The 19,357-nt window shown below is 73.1% G+C and carries 16 protein-coding genes and 2 tRNA genes; all 18 read right to left on the reverse strand.

Annotated features, from left to right (window positions below; genetic code table 11):
- Nucleotides 1-19: 19 nt before the first annotated feature.
- On the reverse strand, nt 20-298 hold the full coding sequence (locus ACQYWQ_RS08635; protein WP_431033491.1) for a hypothetical protein: 279 nt from the start codon (nt 296-298) through the stop codon (nt 20-22).
- A gap of 40 nt (nt 299-338) precedes the next feature.
- Nucleotides 339-1,223 carry a YceI family protein gene (locus tag ACQYWQ_RS08640; RefSeq protein WP_431033493.1) on the reverse strand — a complete coding sequence of 295 codons (885 nt, stop codon included), beginning with the start codon at nt 1,221-1,223 and terminating at the stop codon, nt 339-341.
- 254 nt (nt 1,224-1,477) lie between these two features.
- Nucleotides 1,478-2,263, reverse strand: a complete 786-nt coding sequence (locus ACQYWQ_RS08645) for an SDR family oxidoreductase (RefSeq protein ID WP_431033495.1) — start codon at nt 2,261-2,263, stop codon at nt 1,478-1,480.
- A gap of 75 nt (nt 2,264-2,338) precedes the next feature.
- Nucleotides 2,339-4,813 (reverse strand): ComEC/Rec2 family competence protein, encoded by a 2,475-nt coding sequence (locus ACQYWQ_RS08650; RefSeq protein ID WP_431039114.1) that lies wholly within the window; start codon nt 4,811-4,813, stop codon nt 2,339-2,341.
- A gap of 224 nt (nt 4,814-5,037) precedes the next feature.
- Entirely contained in the window at nt 5,038-5,958 is a 921-nt protein-coding gene (locus tag ACQYWQ_RS08655; RefSeq protein WP_431033497.1) for a helix-hairpin-helix domain-containing protein, read from the reverse strand.
- Nucleotides 5,959-6,136: 178 nt separating this feature from the next.
- Nucleotides 6,137-6,982 (reverse strand): DegV family protein, encoded by an 846-nt coding sequence (locus tag ACQYWQ_RS08660; protein WP_431033500.1) that lies wholly within the window; start codon nt 6,980-6,982, stop codon nt 6,137-6,139.
- Between the two features lie 147 nt (nt 6,983-7,129).
- Nucleotides 7,130-7,879, reverse strand: coding sequence for a hypothetical protein (locus ACQYWQ_RS08665; RefSeq protein ID WP_431033503.1), 750 nt, complete (start codon nt 7,877-7,879; stop codon nt 7,130-7,132).
- Nucleotides 7,880-8,100: 221 nt separating this feature from the next.
- Nucleotides 8,101-11,001, reverse strand: coding sequence for a leucine--tRNA ligase (leuS, locus tag ACQYWQ_RS08670; RefSeq protein ID WP_431033505.1), 2,901 nt, complete (start codon nt 10,999-11,001; stop codon nt 8,101-8,103).
- 370 nt (nt 11,002-11,371) lie between these two features.
- Nucleotides 11,372-11,444 (reverse strand) — tRNA-Ala (locus ACQYWQ_RS08675).
- A gap of 183 nt (nt 11,445-11,627) precedes the next feature.
- The gene (locus ACQYWQ_RS08680; protein ID WP_009065228.1) at nt 11,628-11,861 is read right to left on the reverse strand and encodes a hypothetical protein; all 234 of its coding nucleotides are present in this window, start codon (nt 11,859-11,861) and stop codon (nt 11,628-11,630) included.
- Between the two features lie 288 nt (nt 11,862-12,149).
- Nucleotides 12,150-12,222, reverse strand: a tRNA-Ala gene (locus ACQYWQ_RS08685).
- A gap of 546 nt (nt 12,223-12,768) precedes the next feature.
- Complete coding sequence (locus ACQYWQ_RS08690) at nt 12,769-13,422, reverse strand: histidine phosphatase family protein (RefSeq protein WP_431033508.1); 654 nt, start codon at nt 13,420-13,422, stop codon at nt 12,769-12,771.
- A gap of 2 nt (nt 13,423-13,424) precedes the next feature.
- A complete protein-coding gene (gene rsfS / locus ACQYWQ_RS08695) occupies nt 13,425-13,892 on the reverse strand; it encodes a ribosome silencing factor (RefSeq protein WP_007827137.1) in 468 nt (155 codons plus the stop codon).
- A gap of 747 nt (nt 13,893-14,639) precedes the next feature.
- A complete protein-coding gene (locus ACQYWQ_RS08700) occupies nt 14,640-16,448 on the reverse strand; it encodes a LytR C-terminal domain-containing protein (protein WP_431033510.1) in 1,809 nt (602 codons plus the stop codon).
- A 15-nt stretch (nt 16,449-16,463) separates the two neighbouring features.
- On the reverse strand, nt 16,464-17,114 hold the full coding sequence (gene nadD, locus ACQYWQ_RS08705; RefSeq protein ID WP_431033512.1) for a nicotinate-nucleotide adenylyltransferase: 651 nt from the start codon (nt 17,112-17,114) through the stop codon (nt 16,464-16,466).
- A gap of 47 nt (nt 17,115-17,161) precedes the next feature.
- Nucleotides 17,162-17,320: a hypothetical protein gene (locus ACQYWQ_RS08710; protein ID WP_431033514.1), complete on the reverse strand. Its 159-nt coding sequence runs from the start codon at nt 17,318-17,320 to the stop codon at nt 17,162-17,164.
- A 185-nt stretch (nt 17,321-17,505) separates the two neighbouring features.
- Nucleotides 17,506-18,000: a hypothetical protein gene (locus tag ACQYWQ_RS08715; protein WP_431033516.1), complete on the reverse strand. Its 495-nt coding sequence runs from the start codon at nt 17,998-18,000 to the stop codon at nt 17,506-17,508.
- A gap of 198 nt (nt 18,001-18,198) precedes the next feature.
- Entirely contained in the window at nt 18,199-19,281 is a 1,083-nt protein-coding gene (locus ACQYWQ_RS08720) for a hypothetical protein (protein ID WP_431033518.1), read from the reverse strand.
- Between the last annotated feature and the right edge of the window lie 76 nt (nt 19,282-19,357).

Genomic DNA, 19,357 nt, shown 5'->3' on the forward strand with positions numbered 1-19,357 from the left:
CGGCGCCCCCGGCCCTCCCTCACGGCGTCTCGTGCCAGCCGTCCCACTCGCTCGCGAACTCGTCCAGTTCGCGCGCGCTGAACTCCCCGGCCTCGTCGGAGAGCACGATGAGCCACTGCGCGTCCTCGGCGTCGTCCTCGCCCGCCAGGGCCTCGCGCACGATCTCCGGCTCGGCCCCCAGCTCGTAGCGGCGGGCCAGTTCCTCGGCCGCCTCCTCGGCGGCGTCGCGGTCGGGCAGCACGAGCACGTGCGCCACGTTCAGGTCGTTCTCGTCGGTCACGCGGAGATCCTGCCGCATACGCGGAACCGTCCCGACCACGGGCCCCCTCGCCGGGCCCTCAGCCCTGCTTGGGTACGACCTGGACGTCCAGCTCGATGGTGATGCTCGGGCCGACGACGGCGATGCCGCGCGCGAGCATGGTCTGCCAGCTCACGGTGTAGTCGTCGCGGTGCAGCTCGGTCGTCGCCCGGCACGCCGCCCGCTGCTCCCCCTCCATGCCGTTGCCCTGACCGAGGTAGTCGACGTCGAGCGTGACGGTACGCGTCACCCCGTGGAGTGACAGCGCCCCTGTGACGCCCCAGCGGCCCCCGCCCCGGTGCACGAACCGCTCGCTGTAGAACTCCAGCGTCGGGTACGTCTCCACGTCCAGGAAGTCCGCCGAGCGCAGGTGGTCGTCGCGCATCCGCACGTTCGTGTCGATCGAGGCCGCGTCGATCAGCACGTGCATCGCGAAGTCCTCGACCCGCTCGCCGATCCGTACGACCCCGGCGAAGGTGTTGAACCTCCCGTGCACCCGGGCGAGCCCGATGTGCCGTGCGGTGAAGGCGATCGACGAGTGCGTCGGATCGATCTCCCAGTCGCCGGGGCCCGGCAGCGCGGGCGGCGGCGCCACCTGGAGGGTGAGCGCCCCGAGGTCGGTGTGCTCCCCGTCCCGTACGACGACATCGCCCCGGTGCGGGGTGTACCCCTCGCTCCCGACCGCGAGCCGGTACTCGCCCTGGGGGACCGAGGCCATGAAGGAACCGAAGGGATCGGCCTCCGCCGTGGCGACCTTCCGCCCTCGCTCATCGCTGAGCGAGCACTCCGCTCCGGCGAGCGGCTCACCCACCGGATCGAGTACCCGGCAGCTGAACAGCCCGGCCCCGTCCGGGAGAACCGCCTCCGCGAGCGCCGATCTCCCCCGCCCACCACTCGCACGGTTCTTCGTCCCCAGGCCGAACATCTACCGGACACCCCTGCTGTTTCGTGATCGATTGTGAGCCCTCAGGCGTAAACATTCGACCATCGCTGAGGCTTTCGAGGCAACACGAGCCCACATCGCAGGAATGCCGGAGACTCCCCAAGCTCCCCCGTTTGACCTGAATTTGACATTCCGATTACCGTCCGCCCAGCTCACTTCCGTTACGCGAGGTAAACGCCACCCCGCTGCCAGACCCGGCTCCTGCCCTCTTACACGAGGCAGACCCCGCCCCACCGCTAGGCGAGCCCACCGTCGCTCCGCAGCAACTGCCCGTTGATCCACTGCCCCTGCGGCGAGCACAGGAAATCCACGAGCTGCGCCGTGTCGTACGGGGTGCCGAGCCGCCCGAGCGGCGTGGCGGCGCGCACCTGCTCCCGTACGGCCTCCGGCATCCAGCCGGTGTCGACAGGCCCCGGATTGATCACGTTCGCCGTGATGCCGAGGTGGGCCAGCTCCCGTGCCGCGGCGAGCGTGATCCGGTCCAGTGCCCCCTTGCTCGCCCCGTACGGCAGATTGCCCGCCGTGTGGTCGCTCGTGAGCGCCACGATGCGCCCGCTGCCGTACGCACCGCTGAACCGCCGCCCGAACTCCCTCACCATCAGCCAGCTTCCCCGCGCGTTCACCGCGAAGTGCCGGTCGAAGCTCTCCACCGTCGTGTCGAGCAGCCCCGAGTCCACCGACTCGCAGTGGCACAGCACCAGCGCCGAGACCCCGCCCCACCGGCTCTCCACCTCCGCGAAGACCCGTTCCGGTGTCCCCGCGTCCGCGAGATCCGCCTCGATGGCCACGCACGCGGCACCTCGCTCCGCCAGCTCGGCCCGGATCGCCTCGCTCGCCCCTTCCTCCTCACCCCACTCCATCCGCGCGTCGTACGCGTCCCAGTGCGTGAACGCGATGTCCCACCCCGAGACCGCCAGCTGACGCACCACGCCAGCACCGATCCCGACCGTGCGCCCCACGCCGGTCACCAGCGCGACAGGCCGCGCGCCGGACACACCTCGTCCTTCTCCAGTCGCCGTCATCCCCTCATGCTCGGCTCCCCCGCCCCCGTCTTCCACCCTTTTCCCTCCGCCTTACCCGGCCACCCGCCCCCGCCCTCACCGCTCCCCGGCCACCCCCAGCCGCACCGCCCCCTCTCTCGCGCCGTCCTCGTCCCGCGCCCCGCCTCGCCCCGCCACCGGCCCGCCGGTCACCGCCAGGTCCCCGCGCTCATCGGTCCGTTCGACGAGCGCCCCGGTGGCGCGCAGCGCGTCGAGCGTACGAGGGGCCGGGTGCCCGTACCCGTTGTCGGCGCCGACCGAGACCAGCGCGACCCGCGGCGCGACCCGCCGCAGCCACTCCCCCTCCTGATAGGCCGAACCGTGGTGCGGCACCTTGAGCACATCGACGCGTGGCGCCCCGCCAGGTCGCCGCAACAACGCGCGCTGCACGGCGGGCTCCACGTCCCCGGCGAGCAACAACCGCACCCCGCCCGTGCGCACCACCAGCACGAGACTCGCGTCATTGGGCCCGTCGTCACCGACCGGGCCGCCACCCGGGGGCGGCCACACCACCTCCCAGCTCACCCCGCCGACGGCGCGCCGCTCGCCGGCCGCCGCGGTGAGCACCGGCACCCCTCGCGCCGCCGCCGTACGCCGCACCGCCGCGGCCTGCCCCGCCGGTTCCGCGAGCGCCGTCGTCTGCACGGCCCCCACCGCCCGGCCCCGCAGGACCCCTTCCAGCCCCGCCACGTGATCGGCGTGGAAGTGCGTCAGCAGCACGAGCGGCACCCGCCGCACCCCGAGCCGGTCGAGGCACCCGGCCACCCGCTCCGGATCGGGCCCCGCGTCGACCACCACGGCGGTACCGGCCCCGGCGGCGAGGACGCTCGCGTCCCCCTGCCCCACGTCGCACATGACGAACCGCCACCCCGTCGGCGGCCAGGCCCCCAGGACGCGCGTCACCGGCGCGGGCCGCACCACGGCGAGCACAAGAAGCAGCGCGCACCCGCAGAGCAGCCACCGCGAGCGCAGCACCAGCCTGCCGAGCAGGACGAGCACCAGCACCGCCCCCGCGAGCAGCGCAGCCCCCGCCCAGCCGCCCGGCCACGCGATCCCCGCACCCGGCAGCGCGGCACCCGCCCGCGCGACGCCCGCGACCCACTGCACCGGCCACCCCGCGCACCAGGCGAGCGCCTGGGCGGGAGCCTGCCCCAGCGGCGCGAGCACCAGCGCACCGAAACCCAGCACCGTCGCCGGGGCGACGAGCGGCCCGGCCAGCAGATTGCACGGCACGGCGACCAGGCTCACCCGCTCCGCGAGCAGCACCACCACGGGAGCGCACACCGCCTGCGCGGCCGCGGCCGCCGCGAGTCCCTCGGCGAGCCGCGGTGGGACCCCGCGCCGCCGCAGCGCGGCGCTCCAGGACGGCGCCACCGTCAGCAGTGCGCCCGTCGCGAGGACCGAGAGGACGAAGCCGTAGCTGCGCGCCAGCCACGGCTCCCACACCACGAGCGCGAGGACCACGGCGGCGAGCGCGGGCACCATCGACCTGCGCCGTCCCGTCGCGAGCGCCACCAGGGCCACCGTCCCGCACCCCGCCGCCCGCACCACACTCGGCTCGGCCCCGCACACGACCACGAACCCGGCGCACAGGACACCCCCGGCCACCGCCGTCCCCCGCAGCGACAGACCCAGCCGGGGCGCGAGCCCGCCCCGCTCCGCCAGCGCTGCCCGCCCCTGCGGTCCGAGGAGCAGCGCGAGGAGCACCGCGAAGTTTCCCCCGCTGACGGCGAGGAGGTGCGTCAAGTCGGTCGCCCGGAAGGCCCGTTCGAGTTCGGGTGTCAGCCCGGACGTATCGCCCACGACGAGCCCGGGCAACAGGGCCCGCGCGTCCGGGTGCAGCGGTGCCACCGCCTCGCGCAAACCCTCCCGCAGCTCCCCCGCGAGGCGTTCCATCGCGGAGGGCCGCCCCACCACGGCGGGGCCCGCCGCCCCGTGCACCCGCGCCACCGCGGCCGCCCGCTGTCCCTCCGCCCACGGAGAACTCCACCGGAAGCGGGCCCGCACCCGTGTCGTCGGAAGCAATCGCGCCCAGTGGCGGGCGGCCTTCTCCCTTCCCGGTTCCATGACGCCGTCCACCACCACGAGAACGGGCGTCCGCAGCCGGACCAGGCGCCCGTCCCGCACCTCGACCTCCCGCACCTCCCCTTCCCACAACAGCTCTCCGGGCAGTTCCCTGCCTCCCCGCACCGACGCGGGCCGCACACGCGGCACCTCCGTCACCTCGACGACCGCCTCCGTCACCGCACCCGCCCGCGCCAGCCCCGGCACGGGCCCCCGCTCGACACCGGCTCTCGCCACGGCGCCGGATGCCGCGCCCGCCGCCACGCACACGAGCACCGCCGCCACCGTCCAGCGCCGCCCGGTACCGCCCTCTTCCGTCCGTCCCGCCTTCCTCCCTGCCAGCAGCAGTCCCCCGCCTCCCACGCCGCACAGCACCGCGATCCAGATCCCGGCCCGGGCCGACAGCCCGAGCACGAGGGCAGCAGCGCCCCAGGCCCCCACGGCGGGCAGCACGAGTCGCAGATCCACGGCCCTGCCCCGGTCCACGTCCGCGCGCCGGGAGGACTCCAGACCGGACTGCGCCTCGCCGGACCCGACCCCGCCGGACCCGGCCCCGCCGGACTTCGCCACGCCGGACTCCGACGGTCCGGACCTGGACGCGCTCGCACCCCTCCCTCCCCCGATCCGCGTCGCCTCTCCCGCGACGGCCTTCCCCGCGCCCTGCGCGCGCCGCTCGCATTCCCCCACCCTGTTCACAGCCGTACGTACTCCCGCAGTTCGGCGAATCGCCGCTCGCCGATGCCGCTGACCTCGCGCAGTTCCTCCACCGAGCCGAAGCCGCCGTGCGCGGCACGGTGATCGAGGATGCGCTGGGCCAGCACGGGGCCGACCCCGGGGAGTGCGTCGAGCTGATCCAGCGAAGCCGCGTTGAGCGAGACGGGAGTCCCCGCAGACGTGCCCGCGCCGGGTGAGGCCGGCGCCTGGCCCGGCACCGTCCCCGTACCGACGGCGGCGTCGATGCCCCCGGGAGGCGGGGAGCCGACCCAGACCAGCTCGCCGTCGGCCAGGGGACGCGCGCGGTTGAGCCCTTGGAGGTCCGCCCCCTTCCGTACCCCTCCCGCGGCCCGCAGCGCGTCCTCCACGCGCGACCCCGGCGCCAGCCTCCGCACCCCGGGATCTCGTACCTCCCCGCCCACGTCCACCACGAGCGTGCCCCGATCCGCACCGGGAGCGGGGCCCGCGCCCTCCGCACCGCCACCCCCCTCCGCAGCCGCGCCCGAGGGGACGGGCCCGCCTCGCACCCGTGCCCCCTCTCCCGGCACCGCCTCGGCCGACGCCGCGTGCTCGGCGGCGGGCACGGCGACCGGCTGCGGGCGCGTGGACCACCAGTACTGCCCCGCGAAACCGAGCAGACCGAGCAGCACGACCGCCAGGGCCAGCACGCCCCGCCGTTCGAGCGCGAGGCGCGACCGCAGCCACAACGGGAGGCGATCGGCGACCATGCCCAGCCCACGCCTGAACGGCGAGGCGACGGCAGGAGTATCGGCGCCCGGCGCCCCACGCGGCGCCGCCTTCCCCGCATGCCGGGCCCACGGCGCCATCCCGCGCCCCGCGTACGTCGGCCCTGTCGCCCCCAGAGCGAGCGCCGCGTCGATGTCTGTGCGTCGTTCCATGTCACCGAACGTAATCGCCGCTTACGACACCACTCGCCCCGCAGGCCACATCTGTGGATAACTCGGCGAAACCCGATATTCCTCTCACTCAAGAGAGTGACGAGAGTGGGGGCAGAGCCCGGCCCGAGAGCTACTGCCCTGTGGAAAACTGCCGCTGCCGCGCCCCCCGCGCCCCCGCTCAGCGCGGAGAAACCACGACCCCCAGCAGCCCCGGTCCCGTATGCGCGCCGATCACCGCGCCCACCTCGCTCACGTACAGCGATTCCGTCCCCGGCACCCGCGCCCGCAGCCGCTCGGCGAGGGCGTCGGCGCGGTCGGCGGCGTCCAGGTGGTGCACGGCGATATCGACCCTCCCCGCACCCGCCCGCTCCGCCACGAGTTCCTCCAGGCGGGCGACGGCCTTGGCCGTGGTGCGGACCTTCTCCAGCGGCTCGATGCGGCCACCGGTGAGCTGGAGCAGCGGCTTGACCGCGAGCGCGGAGCCGAGGAGCGCCTGCGCGGTGCCGATCCGGCCGCCGCGCCGCAGGTGATCGAGGGTGTCGAGACAGAAGTACGCGGTCGTACCCGAGGCCCGCTTCTCCGCCGCCGCCACGATCTCCTCCGCCGTGCCGCCCGCTTCGGCGTGCTCGGCCGCACTGAGCGCACAGAAACCGAGCGCCATAGCGACCGCGCTGGTGTCGACGACGTGCACGGGCACCGGAGCGCCCCGCCCGGCAAGGACCGCCGCGTCGTACGTACCGGAAAGCTCAGCGGACAGGTGCAGCGACACGATCGCGCCCGCACCCTCGTCCGCGAGCCTGCGGTAGGTGCGCGCGAAGGCCTCGGAACTGGGCCGCGACGTCGTCACGGGGCGGTGCTTGCGCAGGGCCTGGGTGAGGGCTCCCGGCGAGATCTCCGCGCCCTCCTCGTACGCGCCGCCGTCGAGCACGACGGTCAGGGGTACGGAGGTGATGCCGTGTCGCGCGCTCGTCCCGGGCGGCAGGTAGGCCGTGGAATCAGTGACGATCGCGACATGGCGTGACATGGCTCGGAGGTTACCTGGCCCGCACGGCACCCGGCAGCCCGCCCCCGCCGGAGCCCCAGCCGGAGCCCCCGCCGGAGCAGGGGGAATGCGGGAAGGGACGGGGCAGGGCGGGCGCCGGACGGCGGGCCGATCGGCGCCGCCGGCCCGTCATTCCGGGCGGGGCTGCTCGTGCGGCTTCTTGAGGAGCCGCTCCCAGGGGTGCGGAGCGGGCCGCGCCCGGTCGAGCGGAGGTGGTGGCGCCTGTCCCGGGGCCGGAGCGGGACCGTCGTCCCAGCGCTGCGCGACCGTATCGGCGTCGGGAGCCGCCGGGGCGGGCGGCCAGGGCTGCGGGGCGTCCGCCTCGGGGGTATCGGCGGGGGCCCAGTGGCGCAGGGCCCCGGTCTCCATGTCGATCTGCCGGCTCAGGGCGTCCAGCTCGTCGTCCGCGTCGTGGTGCGCGCGGTCCCTGAGTGCGTGGCGCAGACCGTTCGCCGCTCCCACGATCTTCTGGGTGCGGTCGCGGAGCGCCGGCAGTTCGGCGGCGAGGGCGGCACGGTCGGGGTCGTTCTCCAGACGCCGCAGTTCGTCGTCCAGCGCGTGCCCGTGCACACTCAGGCGCCGGAAGAGGTCGAGGGACTCGGTGAGTCCGCTGTCGGCGCCCGCCCGCGCGGCGAGGGATTCCTGTGTCGCCCGCATCGAGGTCCGCAGGGAGAGCCGGAGCCCCGCGATCTCCCCGTGCGGGCCCGGGCGAGTGTAGGAGCGCGCCTTGAGCGTGGAGTCCTCGACCGCCCTGCGGGCCTGATTCACCGTACGGTCCACGCCGCGTTTCGCCGCGCCCGCCACCTTGACGACCACGTAGGCGCCGGTGACGACGAACAGCACGAAGATCAACGCGAGGACGATGAGCACGGTTGACATCGAGGCCCCTTCCACCGGCGGTCACGCGGTACGTCTCCACGGTAGACGGCGGAGGGTGGATCAGGGGTTCCTTCGCGGACCCTGATCCACCCCCTAGGGGAAAACCCCTATAGACACGGTGCGTGAGCATCGCGCACGCTGTGTGCATGAACGTGTTCACGCACCGTGCCGCCGGTGTCCTTCGCGCCCTCGTGGCTCACACCTCCGGGGGCGGTCCCCCCTCAGGCCGTCACGATGTTGACCAGCTTCGGGGCCCGCACGATGACCTTGCGTACATCGGCGCCCCCCAGGGCCGCCACGACGCGCTCGTCGGTGAGCGCGGCCTTCTCCAGGTCGCCGTCGGTGATCTCCGGGGAGACCTCCAGGCGCGCCTTGACCTTGCCCTTGATCTGGACGACGCACGTGACGGTCTCGTCCACGACATAGGCCGGGTCGGCGACGGGGAAGGGCTGGTGGACGACGCTGTCCTCGTGCCCGAGGCGCCGCCACAGCTCCTCGGCGATGTGCGGCGCGAGCGGCGCGACCATCAGCACCAGCGCCTCGGCGACCGTGCGCGAGAGCGGGCCGCCCGCCTTCGTCAGGTGGTTGTTCAGCTCGGTGATCTTCGCGATCGCCGTGTTGAACCGCATCGCCTCCAGGTCGTGGCGTGTGCCGTCGATCGCCTTGTGCAGGGCACGCAGCGTGACCTCGTCCGGGGCGTCCTCGGTGACCGTCAGGGCACCGCTCGCCTCGTCCACGACGTTGCGCCACAGCCGCTGGAGCAGGCGGAACTGGCCGACGACCGCGCGGGTGTCCCAGGGACGCGAGACGTCCAGCGGTCCCATCGCCATCTCGTACAGGCGCAGGGTGTCGGCCCCGTACTCGGCGCAGATCTCGTCGGGCGTCACCGCGTTCTTGAGCGACTTGCCCATCTTGCCGAGCAGGCGCGAGACCTTCTCGCCCTGGTAGTAGTACGCGCCCTCGCGCTCCTCCACCTCGGCGGCGGGCACGGCGATGCCCCGGCTGTCGCGGTAGACGAAGGCCTGGATCATGCCCTGGTTGTAGAGCTTGTGGAACGGCTCGGCGGAGGAGACATAGCCCAGGTCGAAGAGCACCTTGGACCAGAAGCGCGCGTACAGCAGGTGCAGTACGGCGTGCTCGGCGCCGCCGACGTAGAGGTCGACGCCGCCGGTGGGCATGCCCTCGCGCGGGCCCATCCAGTACTGCTCGATCTCCGGGTCGACGAACCGCTGCTCGTTGCGCGGGTCGAGGTAGCGCATCTCGTACCAGCACGAACCTGCCCAGTTGGGCATGGTGTTGGTCTCGCGGCGGTACGTGCGGGGCCCGTCGCCCAGATCGAGGGTGACGTTGACCCAGTCCTCGTTGCGCGAGAGCGGGGTCTCGGGCTGCGCGGTGGCGTCGTCGGGGTCGAAGGTGCGCGGCGAGTAGTCCTCGATCTCGGGCAGTTCGAGGGGCAGCATCGACTCGGGCAGCGAGTGCGCGACGCCGTCCTCGTCGTAGACGATCGGGAAGGGCTCGCCCCAGTACCGCTGCCGGCTGAACAGCCAGTCGCGCAGCCGGTAGTTGATGGTGCTCTCGCCGAGTCCGCGCGCGGTCAGCCACGGGGTGATCCGCGCCTTGGCCTCGGTGACGCCGAGACCGTCCAGGCTGATCTGCTCGTTCGCGGAGTTGACGAGCTTCGCCTCGTACGAGGAGAAGGCGTCGTCCCACGTGGCGGGGTCCTCGCCGCGACCGTCCGTGGGCGCGACGACACAGCGCAGGGGCAGCTCGAAGGCGCGGGCGAAGGCGAAGTCACGGCTGTCGTGGGCGGGTACGGCCATGATCGCGCCGGTGCCGTAGCCCATCAGCACGTAGTCGGCGATGAAGACGGGGACGCGCTCGCCCGAGACAGGGTTGGTCGCGAAGGTGCCGGTGAAGACGCCGGTCTTCTCCTTGGCATCGGCCTGGCGCTCGACGTCCGACTTGGCCGCGGCCTGGGCACGGTAGGCGGCGACGGCTTCGGCGGGGGTCGCGTGCCCGCCGGTCCATGCCTCGCGGGTGCCTTCGGGCCAGCTCGCCGCGGTGATCGCGTCGACCAGCTCGTGCTCGGGGGCGAGCACCATGTAGGTGGCGCCGAAGAGGGTGTCCTGCCGGGTGGTGAAGACGGTGATGTCACGCGCCTCGCCCGTGGCCGTCGTCACGGGGAAGTCGACGCGGGCGCCTTCGGAACGGCCGATCCAGTTGCGCTGCTGGAGCTTGATCGCCTCGGGCCAGTCCAGCCCGTCCAGGTCGTCGATGAGGCGGTCCGCGTAGGCGGTGATGCGCATGTTCCACTGCCGCAGCTTCGCCTTGAACACGGGGAAGTTGCCGCGCTCGGAGCGGCCGTCGGCGGTGACCTCCTCGTTCGCCAGGACGGTGCCCAGGCCCGGCGCCCAGTTGACCGGCGCCTCGGAGGCGTAGGCGAGGCGGTACTCGCTCAGCAGGTCGGCGCGCTCGGTGGCGCTCAGCTCCGCCCAGGGGCGGCCGTCGGGCGTGGGGCGGGTCCCGGCGGCGAACTGCTCGACCAGCTCCTCGATCGGGCGCGCCTTGCCGGCCTCGGTGTCGTACCACGAGTTGAAGATCTTGACGAAGATCCACTGCGTCCAGCGGTAGAACTCGGGATCGATCGTGGCCACGGAGCGGCGCTTGTCGTGACCGAGGCCCAGCCTGCGCAGCTGCTGGCGCATGTTGGCCATGTTGGCCTCGGTGGAGATACGGGGGTGGGTCCCCGTCTGCACCGCGTACTGCTCGGCGGGCAGCCCGAAGGCGTCGAAGCCCAGGGTGTGCAGGACGTTGTGCCCGGTCATCCGCTGGTAGCGGGCGAAGACGTCGGTGGCGATGTAGCCCAGCGGGTGGCCCACGTGCAGTCCGGCGCCCGAGGGGTACGGGAACATGTCCATGACGTACTTCTTGGGGCGGGCGGCCAGCTCGGGGGAACCGGCCAGGTCACCCGTGGGGTTGGGTGCCTCGTACGTGCCGTGGGCGTCCCAGAAGTCCTGCCAGCGTGCCTCGATGTCGGCGGCGAGGGCCGCCGTGTAGCGGTGCGGCGCGGCCGTCTCGGCGGCGCCGGCGGGCCCGGCTGCGGAGGGGTTCGTCTGACTCATCGGTTCTCAAGACTCCATCGATCGCATCTGCTCCCGGAAACGAAAAATCCCCTCGCACAGGAGGGGACGCCGCGCCGATTCCGGCCACAAAGCCCGGTGGGTACTTACCGGGAGCCAGAGTGGCGGGGACTGATCAGCGCGGCTCGCTAAGCAGAAGGCGTACGGCACGCATGGCGTCAGGGTACCGCAGAGCCTCCGACGCCCGCACGGGATGCCCGGACGGTGGACGGCGGGGGGGAGGAACGGGTGCGGCGCGAGCGTGCCGGGGCGGCGGGAGTGCCGGAGGCGGCGGGCGCGGGGCGCGGGGCGGTCTCGCGCACAAACACCGAGCGGACCACCCGTATCGGATGGCCCGCTCGATCAATCGTTGTGGAGCTAAGGAGAATCGAACTCCTGACCTCTTGCATGCCATGCAAGCGCTCTACCAACTGAGCTATAGCCCCGCGCTCTTCCACACCCCCGAGAGGGGTTTCACAGCCGGTGTCACCGGTCCGGCCGGGCCGTTTCCCTGGCGACATCGAGAACTTTAGCGGGTCCCCCGGCCGTCCACCAAATCCATTGCCCGTGGGGGCGAATCGCCCGTTTCCGCCCGCTTTTCGGGGGTGGTTCGGCCGGGAATCACCGAGTCAGGCGGAGGCGAAGGAGTAGAAGCGCTTGAGCGTGCAGTGCTCGTCGAGGAGCCGGCCGTAGATCGGCTCGCCCTCCAGCTCGCGGTACGTCTCGATCGGGTCGCCGGTGATGATCAGCGCCCGGGCGCACTCCTCGCACCAGTACTGGTAGCGGCTGCTGACCGGCTCCATGTCGCGGACGATGGGTGTCCCGCTGCCGCACCAGTCGCACGTCCTCCTGTGCGCGCCCAAGCGGTCACCTCCGCCTTTCGCCGCCGGGGGCGGCAGCACACGGAGTGCATCCGGGAGAGCGAGAGGGCTCCCCGCAGACGTGCACAGGCATTCCGCGCTCCCTCCCGTGAGGCCCGTCTCCCCTGCCCGGCGTCCGATTCTGCCACGGGCTGCCCCGTGGGGTCAGTGCTGCGGAAATACCGGTACGGACACGGTCCGCCGCTGGTGGCGGAGGAGGGACGGGAACGGGACGCGATACGCGCCCGGGGAACACGAAAGGCCCCACCCGGAGGTGGGACCTTCATTCTGTGGAGCTAAGGAGAATCGAACTCCTGACCTCTTGCATGCCATGCAAGCGCTCTACCAACTGAGCTATAGCCCCGCGTGCTCTTCCCGCGCTGCGGGCCGAACAAGAAGAACTTTAGCCTGTGACCAGCCGGAAAGTGAAATCCGCTCCCGTCGCCACCGGCCGGGACCCGGAGGACGAACGGCCGGTCACGATCAGCGGGGCCCGGCGGGCGTCCCCGGCCGCCGCAGGAGGAGCGGCGATACGTCGCCGCCCGCGAGCGATCCGGGCACGGGCTGGGGGTAAGCGATCCGCGCACGGGCCGGGTACGAGCGATCCACGTACGGGCTGGGCGCCAGCGATCCGCACCGGGGTGCGAGGGGACGCTCGTAGGAACCCGACCGTGCGCCGTCCCCCGTACGGGTGCGAAATTCTCCCCGTAGCGGACGTGCGCGGACGCTCATCACCCTGGGGAGTGAGTCGCGTCGCGACTTCGCCGGAGTTATCCACAGATTTCGGCGGATGGCGCGGTGGGGGTTGCGAGCCGCGAGAGGATGGATGTGGGGTCGCCCCCCAGGGAGGGTGGGGGCTGTCCCGGTGCGCCCGGGCGCCGCCCCTCGCCCCCTCCCCCACACCCCTCCCTCACACCTCGTCCCCCAGCACCGGCTCAGCCAGCGTCCCCGCGTTGTGTTCGAGCAGCCGCCACCCCCGGGCCCCCTCGCCCAGGATCGACCAGCGGCAGTTGGACAGTCCCCCGAGCCCCTCCCACTGATAGGGGTCGAGGCCCAGGAGGCGCCCGATCGTGGTGCGGATGGTGCCGCCGTGGCTCGTGACGACGAGGGTGCCGTCCTCGGGGAGCTTCGCTGCGTGGGCGAGGACGACGGGGGCCGCGCGGTCCGCCACCTCCGTCTCCAGCTCGCCGCCGCCCCGGCGCACGGGCTCGCCGCGCTTCCACGCCGTGTACTCGTCCCCGTGGCGTTCGAGGATCTCCTCGTGCGTGAGGCCCTGCCAGTTGCCCGCGTACGTCTCGCGCAGCCCCCGGTCGAAGGTGATCTCCAGACCGGTCAGCGCCGCGAGTTCACCGGCGGTGTCGGCGGCACGGCCGAGGTCGGACGCGAGGAGCGCGTCCGGCCGGAGCGAGGCGAGCAGGCGGGCCGCGTGCTTGGCCTGGGCGCGGCCCGTCTCGGTGAGCGGCACATCGGTGTCGCCCTGGAAGCGGCGTTCCAGGTTCCAGGCGGTCTGGCCGTGGCGCCACAGGATGACGCGGCGCCCGCGCGGCGCGGCCGGAATCGTCACCGCTACTCCCCTTCGATGCCGATGCGGTCGAAGTCCGCGAACTCCGGCTCCTCGGGGGCGGCCGCGAGCTGGGCGGCGTACTCGGCACCCTTGCCCTTGGTCGCCTTGGCGTCCTCGGGGAGGTCGATCTCGGGGCAGTCCTTCCACAGCCGCTCCAGCGCGTAGTAGACGCGCTCCTCGGAGTGCTGCACGTGGACGACGATGTCGACGTAGTCGAGCAGAATCCAGCGGGCGTCGCGGTCCCCCTCGCGGCGGACGGGCTTGGCACCGAGGTCCTTGGCCAGCCGCTCCTCGATCGCGTCGACGATCGACTTGACCTGGCGGTCGTTGGGGGCGGAGGCCAGCAGGAAGGCGTCCGTGATCGACAGCACATCGCTGACGTCGTACGCGATGATGTCGTGGGCGAGCTTGTCGGCGGCGGCCTGGGAGGCGGCCTTGATCAGCTCGATGGAGCGGTCCGTGGCGGTCACTGCACAGCTTTCGGGTAGGCGGGCATACAACCTCCAGGGTCTCACGCCGCCCGCCCCCACCTCCCGGTGGTTTTCCCGGTGGCCCCGCGATACGGCCGGACGACGGAACAGCCCGTACGCGAGCGGACACGGACCGGAGACCGAACGCCCCCACCGCGCCCCACCCACACAGACCGAGGCACGTCCGCACCTTCCCGGCCCGAGCCCGCCGGCCCGCCCGCGCGAGCCCCCGGGCCGGGCTCACCCGCGCCGCAAGCCACGAACCCGCACCCCCCACTGGCCACGAGCCCGCACGCCCCCACTGGCTGGCCGAGGCAGCCCCGTACATCTCCCGGGAACCGCCCCGCCAACCGAGCCCACCGCCCCACCCAAACCGGCGCCGCGACCCCACCGGGCCCCCACACCGCCGGGCCCGCACCACCGCGCCCGCCGCCCAGCTCCACACCGCCACCGAGCCCCGCACCGCCGAGCCGCCAGCACCGCACCGCCGAGCCGCCAGCACCGCACCGCCAAGCCCTGCCGAGCCGCCCAGCACCGCACCGCCGAGCCGGCCGCCGGGCCCCACACCGCCAAGCCCCCCCGCGCCCGCCGCCGAGCCCCGCACCGCCGAGCCGCCCGGCCCCGCACCGCCGCGCCGGCCGCCGGGCCCCGCACCGCCAAGCCGCCGAGCCCCGCACCGCCGCACCGCCGACGCCCCCGCACCGCCGACGCCCTCGCACCGCCGACGCCCCCGCCCGGCCGCGCTCCTCACTTCCCCGTGTAGTCCTCCCCAAGCACCACCGACACCGGCGCGTTCCCGCTGACCTTGCCCTTCGTGACCACGGAGTCCTTGAGGCCCAGCGTGCGGGCGATCTCCACGGCCTTGCCCTTGTCCTTCTCCTCGGCGTACGTGACGCGCGAGGTGGCGACGGCGTCCGTGCTGCTGCCGTCGACGAAGGTGTAGCCGCCGTTGACGAGGCTGACGCGGGCCTTCTGCGCGAGGTCCTTCTTGCCTGTGGCGTTGCGCACGGCCACGCGGGTGTCGTCCTCGGAGGCGCCCCCGCCGGTCTTGCCCGTACCGCCGAGCACGTCCTTGACGATCTTCTGGTTCGTGGCCTCGCTGAGCGTGCCGTCCTGGCCGACGGGAAGGACCGTGCTCGTGTAGTCGCCGCCCTTGGCGAGGTCCGAGAGCTTGGCGAGGAAGGCACCGAGGTCCTTGTCGGTGAGCGGCGGGTCGAGGATCTGCGCGAGCGACTGGATCGTGAGCGTCGCCGACTGCTGGTCGCTGGAGATCTTCCGCAGGACGCCGCGCATGACATCGGCGAAGCGCTTCAGCTGCGCGGTCTCCGGCTCGCCCTTCGCCTGGTACGTGGCGTAGGCGACGGCCATCTCGCCGCTCAGGCTCTGCGCCTGGCCCTTGTGGACGAGCGGGTCCCCGCCCTTCTTCTTCGGGTCGGGCACGGCCGCGTCCGTGTCGACCTCGATGGTGCCCACCAGGTCGACGAGGTTGCTCAGGTACGGCGTGTCGAGCCGCCAGGAACCCTGGATCTCCGTGCCGAGCAGCCCGTCGAGGGCGTCGCTCGTGCCGCTGGAGCCGTCGTCCGAGACCGATTTCCCGAGCGTCGTGTCATTGCCGTCCTCGTCGGTGAGCGCGAGGTCCTTGGGCAGCAGGACCGCGTAACCGTGCTTGGCCGTCGTGTTGTCCACGAGCAGCATCGTCGACGAGGCGCCGTCCTTCTTCGTGTTGCGCAGGTGGACCACGATCACGTCGCGGTTCTGCGGGCCGCTCGCGTCGGCAGCGCCGGAGCCCGAGCCCGAGGAACCGGGGAGCTTGCCCGCGTACCAGAGGTAGCCGACCCCGCCGGCGACGACGAGCGCGAGGACCACGACGAGCGCGATGACCCGGCTGCGCCCCCTGCGGCGCGCCTCCTCGCGGCGCTCGCTGCGGCTCTCGCTGAACTTCAGCCAGTCGATGACGTCTTCGGACTGCTCGGTGGGCTCCTCGATGAAGGAGAACATCTCCGTGCGGTAGTCGCGCGGGTCCTCCGTGGAGGCGGAGCCTGGGGCGGTGGCGCGCGGCGGGGGGGCGTCCGTACGCGGGAGTTCGCCGCTCGGCGGGCCCTCGGGCGTCGCGGGCTGCTGCTGCGGTATCCACGCCTTCGGCTCGCCGACCCGCGTGTCCGGCACCTGCTGCCGCCCGTACGCCTCGGGCGCCTGCGGGGCCGCCTGGTTCTCGTAACCCTGCTGCGCGTAACCGGAGTTGTCGTAGCCCTGGCTGTCGTAGCCGGTGTTCCCGTAACCCTGGTCGTAGCCGCCCTGCTGCCCCTGCTGCCCCTGCTGCCGCCCGCCGTACGTGCCGTAGGCGTCGTAGCCGTAGCCCCCGCCCTGCGCGGGCGGGACCACCGGCTGCTGCCCCGTCTGCGGGGGCGACGGCGGAGCCTGCTGGGCCTGCTGGTAGACGGGGCGGCCGTACGCGTCGTAGCCGACGAGTTCGTACGGACCGGAGCCCTGGCCGCTCTGCCCGTTGCCGTAAGGGTCTCCCTCGTACGGCGGGTACGGGTTGTCTCGGTCGTTCACCGGTGCCCCTCTCGGCTACGCGCCGCGGTACAGCTGTCGCTTGTCGATGTAACGCACCACGCCGTCCGGAACCAGGTACCAGACCGGCGCTCCCCGCGCCACCCTCGCCCGGCAGTCCGTCGACGAGATCGCGAGCGCCGGGACCTCCACGAGGGAGACTCCGCCCTCCGGCAGCCCCGCGTCCGTGAGCTGGTGCCCCGGGCGGGTGACGCCGATGAAGTGCGCGAGCGAGAAGAGTTCCTCGGCGTCGCGCCACGTGAGGATCTGGCCGAGCGCGTCGGCCCCGGTGATGAAGAAGAGTTCGGTGCCGGGGTTGAGCGTGCGCAGATCCCGCAGTGTGTCATTCGTGTACGTGGGCCCGCCGCGGTCGATGTCGATCCGGCTGACCGAGAACTGCGGGTTCTCGGCCGTGGCGATGACCGTCATGAGGTAGCGGTCCTCGGCGGGGCTGACCTGCTTCTCGCTCTTCTGCCAGGGCTGTCCCGTGGGCACGAAGACGACCTCGTCGAGGTCGAACTGCATCGCGACCTCGCTCGCCGCCACGAGGTGCCCGTGGTGAATCGGGTCGAACGTGCCGCCCATGACGCCGAGACGGCGCTGTCGCGTACTGATGGAGCCGCTCGCCGGGCTGCTGACCGGGCCAGTGGGCATGTCCTGCTCTCCCATGCGTGCAGAGCCTACTGTCCCGGCCGGGCGGCCCCCTCCGCGGGCGTTCAGCGGTCGCGGTTGAAGCGCGTGGTGATCCACAGCAGGAGGAGGAGCGCGAAGAGCGCGCCGCCGCCGGTCAGGAAGGGGCTGAGGCTTTCGTGGTTGCCGCCGTGCTCGCCCTCGGCGAGGGGGAGCAGCTGGATCGCGGTGCTGGAGAGGCTCATCGTCGGCAGGACCAATCGCGAGGTGAGAGGGGGATAAGTTCGCGCCCATCGTATGCGGGCCGCTCCCGGGCGCTCACGCCGACTCAGTTCCGCGGGCTACGAGGCGTCCGCCGAATGCCGAGTCCTCGTCAGCCCCGACGCTCCCCACGCCGCGCCTCACCGCACCGCGCCTCACCGCACCGGGATCAGCCCTCGGTCGCGGGCCGCCCGCCCTCGTCGGCGGTACGGGGCGCTTCCGCGGTACGGGCCTTGTCGGCGGTACGGGGCGCGTCGGCGGTACGGGCCTTGTCGGCGTCGGGGGTCGCTCCGCCCTTCCCGCCTGCCTCGCCCTTCCCGCCTGCCTCGCCCTTCCCGCCTGCCTCTCCCCCACCGTCCGCACGGCCCGCATCGCCCGCACGACCCGCATCGCCCGTACGGTTCCCACCGCCCGTACGACCCGCATCGCCCGTATCCGCGGTCGCTGACCGGCTCGCGGGGACCCGGTCCGCCGCCGGGGCCTCCGCCCGCGCGTCCTGCGCCGTGTTCCCCTGCCGGTAGCCGCGCAGCAGGAACCAGGCGAGGAGGATCGCCCCGAGCACCATGACGACGAGGACGGTGCGCAGGAAGTTTCCCGGGCCCGGCTGGTCCGAGATCACCGCGAGCAGCGGCTCGTGGCGGATTCCGTGAGGGGTGTACGTCATGGGGGTGACTCCTTCGTGTGCCGCGGCGGCCCCACGCTAGACGCTCTCCCTGCGCCGCCCGTGCGCGCCCCACCCCGTTTTCCTCTCCCATGACCTCCTTGACCGGCCCGAGACCGTACGGGCAGGAAGGGCCCGCCGCCGTACGGGGGGTGTACGGGCGGTGGGCGGACGCGGGGACCGGGGGCTCAGGCCTTGGGCTCAGGCCTTCGTCGGGGGCGCGTGTGCGGCGAGCGTGCCGCACAGGGTCGTCGAGGCGTCGGGCGCGTACGGGTCGGTGCCCTGCGCGGGCCCGCCGCCGCTCGCGCGGGCCCCGGCGAGGAGGGGGTGGAGGCGGTCGGCGGACTCGGTGGCGCAGTCGAGGGGGCCCGCCTGGACGGTCGATGTGAGCAGCTCGGCGCGGTGGCCGCGCAGGTCGGCGGGGTCGATGCGGAAGTGGAGTTCGCGGCGGACGCTGAGGAGGGAGACGAGGGAGCCGGTCCGCGGGGCGCGGAGCGCGTAGGCGAAGACGTGGTCGGAGGTGACCTCCAGGGTGCCGCCGCGTTCCTCGACGCGCAGCGTGCCGTTGACGCGCGCGGGGTGGCGCGGGTCGGCCAGGCTCACCTCGTGCGGGTCGAAGCGGACGACCCAGCCGGTGGCGGCGTGCCTGCCGTCCGGGCGGGGGCTGTTCATGCTCGCGTCGAACTGACGCCACTGGCCCTCGTCGACGAGCTGGCGGACCGCGGTGGTGGAGCCGCCGGTGAGGACGCGCGGGTCGAGCGAGGAGCTGACGAGGTAGTCGGAGGCGATCCGGAGCGCCTCGATGACCTGGCCCTGCGTGTAGTGCTGCGTCGCGGTCGCGCCCTTGGGCACGGAGATGCCCGCTGCCCCGGTGCGGAAGGCGGCGGCGGGGCTCGCCGCGTAGACGTCGGCGGCGGTGCGCGCGCCTTCGACGGTGCCGGGCGGAGCGAGCGGGATGACGGTCGTGCGGAGCGCCTCGGTGCGGCGCGCGGCGGCCGACGAGGCGGTGACCTCGCCGGTGCGGACGCCCATCACGACGGCGGTGGCGAAGGCGAGGACGATGACGACGGCCATGACGAGCAACTGCCGGTTGAGGCCGCGCCTGGGGCGGCTGCGGACGGCGGGGGTGTGCTCGCTCCGGAGGCGTTCGTCGGCGGAGAGTTCCTGGAGGCGGGCAGCGTTGACGAAGGATTCGTCGAACACGACGGACTTGTACTCCTCGTCCCTGTCCGGGCCGCCGCCTTCGGGAGGTATGCCTTCGGGTGGTTCAGCTGCCGCTGCCATACCTTCAGCCTAGGTCGTGGCGCGAGGCGGCAAACGTGGTGGTACGTCTGCGCGCCGCGGCGCGGGGCCTGCTCGC

This window comes from Streptomyces sp. P6-2-1, from assembly GCF_050613165.1.
GTDB lineage: Bacteria > Actinomycetota > Actinomycetes > Streptomycetales > Streptomycetaceae > Streptomyces.

Coding starts and splice junctions, on each gene's coding strand:
- ACQYWQ_RS08635 (WP_431033491.1), bottom strand. CDS start 298: ATGCGGCAGGATCTCCGCGTGACCGACGAGAACGACCTGAACGTGGCG.
- ACQYWQ_RS08640 (WP_431033493.1), bottom strand. CDS start 1,223: ATGTTCGGCCTGGGGACGAAGAACCGTGCGAGTGGTGGGCGGGGGAGA.
- ACQYWQ_RS08645 (WP_431033495.1), bottom strand. CDS start 2,263: ATGACGGCGACTGGAGAAGGACGAGGTGTGTCCGGCGCGCGGCCTGTC.
- ACQYWQ_RS08655 (WP_431033497.1), bottom strand. CDS start 5,958: ATGGAACGACGCACAGACATCGACGCGGCGCTCGCTCTGGGGGCGACA.
- ACQYWQ_RS08660 (WP_431033500.1), bottom strand. CDS start 6,982: ATGTCACGCCATGTCGCGATCGTCACTGATTCCACGGCCTACCTGCCG.
- ACQYWQ_RS08665 (WP_431033503.1), bottom strand. CDS start 7,879: ATGTCAACCGTGCTCATCGTCCTCGCGTTGATCTTCGTGCTGTTCGTC.
- leuS (WP_431033505.1), bottom strand. CDS start 11,001: ATGAGTCAGACGAACCCCTCCGCAGCCGGGCCCGCCGGCGCCGCCGAG.
- nadD (WP_431033512.1), bottom strand. CDS start 17,114: ATGGGAGAGCAGGACATGCCCACTGGCCCGGTCAGCAGCCCGGCGAGC.
- ACQYWQ_RS08710 (WP_431033514.1), bottom strand. CDS start 17,320: ATGAGCCTCTCCAGCACCGCGATCCAGCTGCTCCCCCTCGCCGAGGGC.
- ACQYWQ_RS08715 (WP_431033516.1), bottom strand. CDS start 18,000: ATGACGTACACCCCTCACGGAATCCGCCACGAGCCGCTGCTCGCGGTG.
- ACQYWQ_RS08720 (WP_431033518.1), bottom strand. CDS start 19,281: ATGGCAGCGGCAGCTGAACCACCCGAAGGCATACCTCCCGAAGGCGGC.